Origin of the sequence: Streptomyces sp. NPDC051286 (assembly GCF_044455345.1) — a bacterium.
Classification (GTDB): domain Bacteria; phylum Actinomycetota; class Actinomycetes; order Streptomycetales; family Streptomycetaceae; genus Streptomyces.
In genome coordinates this window covers 1-1,780 of the sequence record NZ_JBITER010000145.1, presented here as the reverse complement: position 1 = coordinate 1,780, position 1,780 = coordinate 1, and the positions used below count along the sequence as shown (strand labels likewise).

Annotated in this window: 1 protein-coding gene; it reads left to right on the top strand. The window is 68.9% G+C overall.

The genetic code is table 11. The features are described 5' to 3' along the window. The first annotated feature begins 132 nt into the window (after positions 1 to 132). The gene (locus tag ACIBB8_RS37850; RefSeq protein ID WP_398959945.1) at positions 133 to 1,752 is read left to right on the top strand and encodes an IS1634 family transposase; all 1,620 of its coding nucleotides are present in this window, start codon (positions 133 to 135) and stop codon (positions 1,750 to 1,752) included. Positions 1,753 to 1,780 lie beyond the last annotated feature (28 nt).

Below are 1,780 nucleotides of genomic sequence, written 5' to 3'. Positions count from 1 at the left end.
GCTAGCCCCATCCTCCGCACATGACCGGTTCGGATGAACTGACGATGCGACCGGTACCTCTGTGGGGTGCCGGTCGTTGAGTGGGACATGCCGATATCTCGTTCGCGTCGCTCACGGGTCCACCGTCCTCGGATGACGGTGGAGTTCGCTCCCGTGGTGGAGAGGCGTCTGGGCGCTCTGCCCGCCTCTGCCGAGTTTCTGCGCCGGCTGGACGTGGCCGGGATCATCGACGCACTGTGCCCGGTCCGCCAGGTCGCGCACCTGACCCACGGGCAAGTGATCGAAGTCCTGATCGCCAACCGGCTGTCCTCGCCGACGGCCATGGTCCGGGTGGAGGACTGGGCGCGGAAGTGGGCGGTGGAGGAGGTCTTCGGCATCGATCCCGAGCTGCTGAACGACGACCGGCTCGCCCGCGCCCTGGACGCGATCGCCCCGCACCTGGACGAGATCACCGGCTCAGTCGGTGCCCAGGCCATCGCGGAGTTCGGCATCGACGTCAGCCAGATCCACTGGGACATGACCTCGATGTCGCTCTTCGGCGCGTTCGAGGACCAGGAGGACGGGTTCCCGCAGGTCAAGTACGGTCACCCCAAGGACCGGCGGGTGGATCTGAAGCAGGTCCAGGCCGGGCTCGCCGTCACCCGCGACGGCGGAGTCCCGGTCTTCCACCGCGTCTACGACGGCGGCGCCGGGGAGGTCGCCCAGGTCGTCGGCGCGATGAAGGCCCTGCGGAAGATCGCCGACCGCAAGGACTTCCTGCTCGTCGCGGACTCCAAGCTGGTGTCCTACCCGAACATCACCGCGCTGCTGGACGCGGAAGTCGACTTCATCGCCCCGCTCCCGGCCGCCCAGGTCGCCCACGAGGTCTACGCCGCCCTGGACGTGGAATCCGCCCGGCCGGTCGACTACGTCAACGACCGCGACCGCGAGCGGAACACCCCCGCCGACCAGCGCGACTCCTACCGCGTCCTGGAAGACGTCCACGTCATGGCCGGGCCCCACAAACACGACCCGGTGCACCGGCTGCGCCGGATCCTGGTCCACTCCACCGGCAACGCCCGCGGCCAGCAGGCCGCCCGCGCCAAACGCCTGACCCGGGCCGCGGAAGACCTCGACAAGCTCCAACGCCTGGCCGGCGGCCGCTACTACAACACCACGGAGAAGATCCAGGCCAGGATCGGCGTGATCGCCAAGACCCGCCGGGTCTCCGACTGCCTGCGCACCACCGTAACCACCGGCCCCGACCAACGCCCACGCCTGGAATGGCACTTCGACCAGGCCCTCCTGGACGCCCAGTCCGCCGCCGACGGCTGGTACGCCCTGGTCACCCGGCTCACCCCCCAGCAGGCCGACGCCGCCGAGGTCTTCAAGCGCTACAAAGGCCAAGGTGTGGTCGAGCGGCGCTACCACGACTTCAAGGGCCCCCTGGCCGTCGCGCCCGTCTTCCTGGAACACAACCGGCGCATCGCCGCCCTGATCACCGTGATCTGCCTGGCCCTGCTCGTGTTCTGCCTGATCGAGCGCCAGGTCCGCCAGGCCCTGGGCCCCGAGCAGACCATGAGCGGCCTCTACCCCGACAACCGCAAGGTCCGCCCCACCGGCCGTATGATCTTCTACCAGCTCGACAGCCTCATGCTCCGGCCCGCCACCGCCACCAGCCCGCCCACCATCCTCATCAGCCGAGGAGTCGAAGCACACCTGCTCGAACTCCTCGGCATCGATGAAACCCGACCCCGCTGGCTACAGACCTAAACCCCCATGTGCGAAGTCTCCGGCTAGC

Bases quoted from the DNA above. Each gene is read 5' to 3' on its own strand.
- ACIBB8_RS37850 (WP_398959945.1), top strand. From the start codon at position 133: ATGACGGTGGAGTTCGCTCCCGTGGTGGAGAGGCGTCTGGGCGCTCTG.